Here is a 6295-nt window from a genome sequence, read left to right as displayed (position 1 = left end):
AGCGGATTGCGAATTTCATGAGCTGCTCCCGCTGCTAGCTGACCGACCATGGCCAGCTTCTCGGATTGATTCAAGTACTCTTGAATTTGCTCCTGCTCCGTAATGTCCAAGAAGGCGACCATCCACCCGGTTTCCTGATCGTGATGATGATTGTGCAAAGGGATGTAGGAGACCAGGGCAATGAATGGTGTGTCGTCTTTTTTGTACAAGGTCATTTTGCGATTGACGAACCAGGGAGTCGGCTCATTGGTAGGTGTTTCAAAGGAATCCTTGGATACGGGGTAGCCGTGATCGTCGAGCTTGACCAAAAGCTGCGCCAACTGGTTTACATGAAGATCGACTGTCGCATGGGAGCGGGTAATAATTCCAACAGGCAGAGAGTTTAAGATTTGCTCCCGGATGTTTTTTTCTTCAGTCAAAATTTGCCGTTGTCTTTCATCTTGTGCGAATAGATTGGCGATGCTGCTCGACATTTTATTGAACTCCTGCGCCAACTCAAGGAATTCATCTTGATGGGTATAGACGATTTGCTGACCGAATGTTCCTTTTGATACTTCACGGGCTTGTTGCATCAGAGACTGGATCGGGCGCAACAGCTCATTACGGAAGTAAAACGTACAAAACAGCCCAAATAGGATAGAGGCTACGGAAACCGAATACGTCAGGATCAACGAAACTTTGATGCTCTCATTCGAGTTCTGAAACTCTTTATTCGTCTGATACTCCAGCTGATTGAGTGAAAAAGACAGATCTCGTTCCAATCGGTCGAGCAATGGCTGTACTTCATTGGTAAGGACAAAGCTGACGGCAGGAACATTCCCTGCTTGCAGCAACGGATTGATTTTGTTCAAAAAAATAAAGTCCAGTTTTGATATCGATTCAATGATGGTAAACAAGCCGCTGTTCGCCTCGGTTTTGGGAAGCGAGGAAAAACGAGCCGTATCGATCAGATTAGTATAGTACTGATCCAGGTAAGACTCATCGCGTGTCAATGTATACATGTTCAACGCATAGGTCTTGGTGTATATCTGGTTTTTGACTTCCAATAAGGCACTCGTTTGCGGTAAGAGGTTTTGCGTCAAATACACTTCATCAGTGGTGACCTTGGTCATCTGATAACTGAAAAGGGTCGTTACGCAACCGATGAGAAGCATCATTACGAGATAGCTGAGCATGATTTTTTTCTGAAATCCGAGATTGCTGAAAAGGGGCATGCTGATTAACCTCCATACGAGCCACGGGAAGGAATGAGATTTTGCAGTTCCCGTTCTAAATCTTCACGTACATTTGCTGGAACCATGTGTCCGAATTGACTGAGACGGTTGACCCCTTCGGCAAGTCCGTACATAACTTTTCCATTGGGGAGATTCCCTTGAATAAACTGTTCCATGATGATGCGGTAGCACTGACGAACATCCTGCATCATGGAGGCCAGCACGTATTCTGGCGCGATGTAGCGTTGATCGGCAATATATCCGATGGTAAATACTCCTGAGCGCTGCGCTTCTGTAATCACTTCGAGATTGAAGCTGTCGCCTGTGGTATAGATGACATCCACCCCTTGTGAAATCATGTCGCGAGTCGTGCGAATGGCCCCCTCAATATCATTGAAATCAGGAACCTTTCCCACTATGATAGTGGTTTTAGGGGATGCCTTTTTCACTCCTTCGATAAAGCCTTCTACTTGAGTTAACTCTGTGGGCTTGTCTACCATGATGTATCCGACTTTATCCGATTTCGTCATTTTCGCGGCTAGGATACCGACGAGCTTGCCGGCAGGCTTCATATCATAACGAATCGTCGTCTGATTTGGATGCGGAGCCTCTCCATTAAAGGAAACAAAATGTGATTTCGGATAGCGAAGCGCCACATCTGTAAAAGGATCAGAGAAGATGAGGCCATGACCGAGTATGAGATCATAGTCGTTGGCTGCATATTTCTCAGCCACCTTTTTGATCTGCTCCGGTTTTATATTATTGGCGATTTCGAGTGAAAAGTTAAATCTTTTTTGCAGTTCTGTCATACTCTCCAGCGCACTGCTGTTCCAGCCTTGATCATAAGTGGGACCCTCCAGCAACAGGGCGACTCGCACTTTATCAGAAGAATGGCTGCTTTTATTCATGACTTTATCGAGATGCTTCATGCTAGTAATGAACTGACTGGTAATGAGCAGAAGCAGCCCGACTACCAAGCCGGTAAATAAGACGGGAAATGGCAGCAGCTTTGGCATGCGGGATTCCTCCATAGAAAAAAAGCATAATCCATTTGAATAGATACACGTCATGCCTATTATATCGGTTCTCTGAGGGTTGTGCATGGAAAAAAGGGATACGGACAGGCTAAGCATATGGAGAACATATCCCCCTGCCAAGAGGGAACAGAAGGGAGGCGTACACGCGATGGAAAACGATATGGTGGAAATCCCCCAGATTCATATTCCTGATGAGGTTACACAGGTCGATCGACCGGAGATTGGAGAGACCACTCCACATCCGAAACCAGATAGCCCTCTGGCGTCGAACGGGACAGCCGAAATCGCTAGCGATAGCGATTCGAATGAGAGCAGCGAGCGAATCGGATTTATTTCTTAATGCCGATCGGAATTCGCGATATTCGACAAAAGAAGTCATTTTCTCTCGTGGACAAGGCTTGCGATTTCTGCAAAAGTAGGAAGTAGAATAGCAAGCGAGATGCGAGGGGATAAGATTGAATGGCCCGATTGCTGATAGTAGATGACGCAGCCTTCACGAGAAGGGTGCTGACGGATATGTTAGGCGAACAACATGAAGTTTGTGGAGAAGCGAGCAATGGTTTGGAGGCAATTGAAAAGTACAAGGAGCTCAAGCCAGATATTGTCACTATGGATATTACCATGCCGTACATGCACGGGATTGAAGCCATGCGTCACATCTTGGATTTTGACTGTGACGCCAAAATTTTGATCTGCTCGGCAGTCGGGCACCGGCAGAAGGTGCTGGAAGCGATGAGGACAGGAGCGAGTGATTTCGTCGTAAAGCCTTTTCAAAAAGAGCAGATTCTCGATGCAATCGCACGACTTTTGTAAACTGGAAAAAGCAAACAGCAAACAGCCGCCAAATCCCGGATGGGAGGGCGGCTGCTTTTCTATACGAGAAGATTTATAAGCTGATTTCTGTCCCAATGCCGTTTGCTTTCGCCCGTTCATAGACCGTTTTGGCAACGGCTGTATCCAGGTAGGCAACGCCCACAGATTTGTACAGCGTGATTTCTTCATCGTTTTCTCGGCCGGGCTTTTTCCCAATCAGAATGTCTCCCAGCTCAGCGTGCATTTGCTCGAAGCTCCATTCTCCGCTTTCAATCGGTATGAGCAGATCGCCTGCTTCATGCCGGGCTCCCTCCAGTGTATCGACCACGACTTTGCTGTTTTGTACGGTAGTCAAGTCGACCTCCCGCATATGAGGAAGGAAAGCACCGATAGCATTGATATGTGTACCAGGACGCAAGCGTGTTCCATCAAACAACGGGCTGGTAGCCTTGGTGCTGCAAATCACGATTTCGGCATTCGCAACCGCTTCATTGGCATCATCCATAACCGTGATTTCGCCTTGCCACTCCGGGTAGAGGGAGAGTAGTGTTTGTTTCATTTCGTCCGCTTTCTCACGTGTGCGGTTATAGAGATAAATGTTTGTCAGCGGACGGACCTCCATGACGGCTTGAATCTGTCCGATGGATTGTGCCCCGCAGCCCAATACAGCGCAGCTTTGCGCATTTTCTTTTGCCAAGTATTTGGTGGCAACGCCACTGCTTGCACCTGTACGCATAATCGTCAACAGGCTAGCGTCCATCATCGCCACATGCTGTCCCGTTTTTGCTTCAGTCAAAACAATCACGCTTTGGAGTGCTTTGATATCGTGTTTGTGATTCTCCGGGAAAATGCTGATGATTTTTACCGCTACATAATCGTCCGTTTCCAAATAGGACGGCATGTATAGACTGGTTGCTCCGTATTTCGGATGGTCGATGGCAGTACGAACAGGGGTGGTGACGTTTCCCAGCATATGCTCACGGAAGACGTTTTCCACATCTGCCAAGCAATCTTTCATCGTGTAGATTTGTTCAATGTTTTCACGGCTTAATACGAGCATGACATTCTTCCTTTCCATTAGGATTCGCCCAAATCCAAATCCTTTGTTTCCTTCGTAGCAGAGACCGCAATGAGAGAAATAACCCCGGAAATTACGATGTACAAAGCGATTGGCACCCAGGAGTTAAAGGAGCTTAACAAGGCAGTAGCGATCAGTGGAGCAGTACCGCCCGCCAAAGCAGCGCCGAGCTGATAGCCAACCGTTACCCCTGTATAGCGTACATTCGTACTGAAAATCTCGGAGAACATCGTACCCAATACGGCTGTGACCGGAGCCCAGAGAATCCCGAGTCCGATGACTGTAGCGATGGTAAGCCAGAGGGCTGATTTTAATGACAGCATATAAAAGTAAGGGAATGCAAACAGCATCATCGCAATTGTTCCCGCGACATACAATGGCTTTCTGCCTACTTTATCTGACAGCATGCCCATGTACGGAATCGCGATGGTTGTCACTAATGTAGCGATCGTTACGGCATTGAGTACCGTTATTCGGTCGTAGCCCAAGTAGTTCGTCGCGTAGGCAATAATAAACGTCGAGAAAATATAGAACGGCGCTGTCTCTACTACTTTGGCTCCGACGGCAATCAGAACAGCCTTCCAGTGGTAGCGAAATGTATCTACGATGGGAACCTTCGCAATGCTCCCCGTCTTTTTTGCTTCTTGAAAGGCTGGTGTTTCATCGATGCCGTTTCGAATCCAGAGTCCTAAAAAGACAAGCGCTGCACTCAACAGAAACGGAATTCGCCAGCCCCAGGACATGAATTGATCATCGGGAAGCGCACTCATTAAAGAAATGGCTAACGTACCGAGCAGCATACCGATCGTTACACCCATTTGCGGGATACTTCCAAAAAAGCCGCGTCTGCCTTTGCCAGAGTACTCTACGGCGAGAAGCAATGCACCTCCCCATTCACCCCCAATCCCCAAGCCTTGAATCAAGCGCATCAGCACGAGAAGAATCGGAGCCCAGATACCAATGGCATTATAATCAGGCAGCAGACCGATCAAGACAGTAGCGCCTCCCATCAGCGATAACGTCAAGACCAGCGTCTTTTTACGACCGATTTTGTCCCCGATATGACTGAAGATCACGCCACCCAATGGACGGATGAAAAATGGAAGGCCAAATGAGAGATAAGAGAGCAGTAAGCCTACAGTTGGATCAGAAGAAGGAAAAAATAGCTTGTTGAATACGAGCGATGCCATAGTTCCATACAGAAAAAAGTCAAACCACTCAATGGAGCTGCCAATCAGGCTCGCGACCAACGCTTTGTTTTGAACCTTTTTGGAAATGCCTGCTTGAGTTTGTAATGCCATCGGGTAATCCTCCTTTGTCGGTAGATATTGAAGTGTCACTTCAATTCGTGAGTGAAGTGACACTTCAATTTTTGAAAATAAAGCGATTACAAATCTGATAATAATAAAGATTATAAAATGCGATATAATTTCGAGCAATAGTAAAAATTGATACGTATGCTAACTTTACAGCTTTTTTCAGGAAAGAGTATGATAGACCTATCCTTTTTACGGCGAGGTATGCAAATGGAACCTACCATTGGTGTATTAATCAAATCGCTTCGTGTCGGCAAAAAGAAGACACTTAAACAAATTGCGGAAAAAACACAGCTGTCGATCAGCTTTTTGTCTCAAGTAGAGCGTGGGAAGTCTTCCATTACGCTGGAATCATTGAAAAAAATTTCGGAAGCCTTGGGAGTGAGCCCAGGCTATTTCTTTTCGGGCGAGTCGAGTGAAGGGAATGAGCTAGTGCGCAGGGCGAGCAAAGAACGATCTGGGCTTTTGCAAGCGCCTTTTGTGTATGAGGATCTGTCCGGTGATTTGGCGAATCCGACGCTGGTACCGATTCTCGTCACGCTTTCCCCGCATGGAGAAAAAGGCACGCCTTTTGTACATAAGGGGCAAGAGTTTATTTACGTCCTAGAGGGTGTGCTGACACTTTTGCTGGGGGAAGAGGAGCATGATTTGTTCCCTGGTGACAGTATTCACATGGATTCATCCGTGCCGCACAACTGGGTGAACCGTACAGGTGAGGTCACCAGATTCCTTTGTGTCAATTCGCATGACAGCGATCTGATTCCGACCGCTCCTTATTAATTGAGCGAGAGCGTTTAGCGAAGTCATGTTTTCTACTATAATAGAGGAACGCGTAAA

General features: G+C 46.9%; 7 protein-coding genes. 3 read left to right on the top strand and 4 right to left on the bottom strand.

Annotated features, from left to right (window positions below):
- Positions 1 to 1214 (bottom strand): HAMP domain-containing protein (locus C7R94_RS29505; RefSeq protein WP_106786028.1); only part of this gene is annotated, 1214 nt, incomplete at its 3' end.
- 5 nt (positions 1215 to 1219) lie between these two features.
- Positions 1220 to 2230, bottom strand: coding sequence for a BMP family ABC transporter substrate-binding protein (locus C7R94_RS29500; protein ID WP_106786027.1), 1011 nt, complete (start codon positions 2228 to 2230; stop codon positions 1220 to 1222).
- Between the two features lie 169 nt (positions 2231 to 2399).
- Between C7R94_RS29500 and C7R94_RS29495 the strand changes: the two genes are divergently transcribed.
- Together C7R94_RS29495 and C7R94_RS29490 are read left to right on the top strand one after the other, a co-directional pair.
- The gene (locus tag C7R94_RS29495) at positions 2400 to 2591 is read left to right on the top strand and encodes a hypothetical protein (protein WP_106786026.1); all 192 of its coding nucleotides are present in this window, start codon (positions 2400 to 2402) and stop codon (positions 2589 to 2591) included.
- A gap of 119 nt (positions 2592 to 2710) precedes the next feature.
- Positions 2711 to 3064: a response regulator gene (locus tag C7R94_RS29490; protein ID WP_047073221.1), complete on the top strand. Its 354-nt coding sequence runs from the start codon at positions 2711 to 2713 to the stop codon at positions 3062 to 3064.
- A gap of 73 nt (positions 3065 to 3137) precedes the next feature.
- On the opposite strand, the gene C7R94_RS29485 is transcribed toward C7R94_RS29490, so the two are convergent.
- A complete protein-coding gene (locus C7R94_RS29485; protein ID WP_106786025.1) occupies positions 3138 to 4124 on the bottom strand; it encodes an ornithine cyclodeaminase family protein in 987 nt (328 codons plus the stop codon).
- 17 nt (positions 4125 to 4141) lie between these two features.
- Positions 4142 to 5443 carry an MFS transporter gene (locus C7R94_RS29480; protein WP_106786024.1) on the bottom strand — a complete coding sequence of 434 codons (1302 nt, stop codon included), beginning with the start codon at positions 5441 to 5443 and terminating at the stop codon, positions 4142 to 4144.
- Between the two features lie 225 nt (positions 5444 to 5668).
- Between C7R94_RS29480 and C7R94_RS29475 the strand changes: the two genes are divergently transcribed.
- On the top strand, positions 5669 to 6238 hold the full coding sequence (locus C7R94_RS29475; RefSeq protein WP_106786023.1) for a helix-turn-helix domain-containing protein: 570 nt from the start codon (positions 5669 to 5671) through the stop codon (positions 6236 to 6238).
- Positions 6239 to 6295 lie beyond the last annotated feature (57 nt).

The organism is Brevibacillus sp. NRRL NRS-603 (genome assembly GCF_003013445.1).
GTDB classification, from domain to species: Bacteria; Bacillota; Bacilli; order Brevibacillales; family Brevibacillaceae; genus Brevibacillus; species Brevibacillus formosus.
The sequence above is the reverse complement of the archived record's forward strand: the minus strand, read 5'-3'. Positions and strand labels throughout refer to the sequence as shown.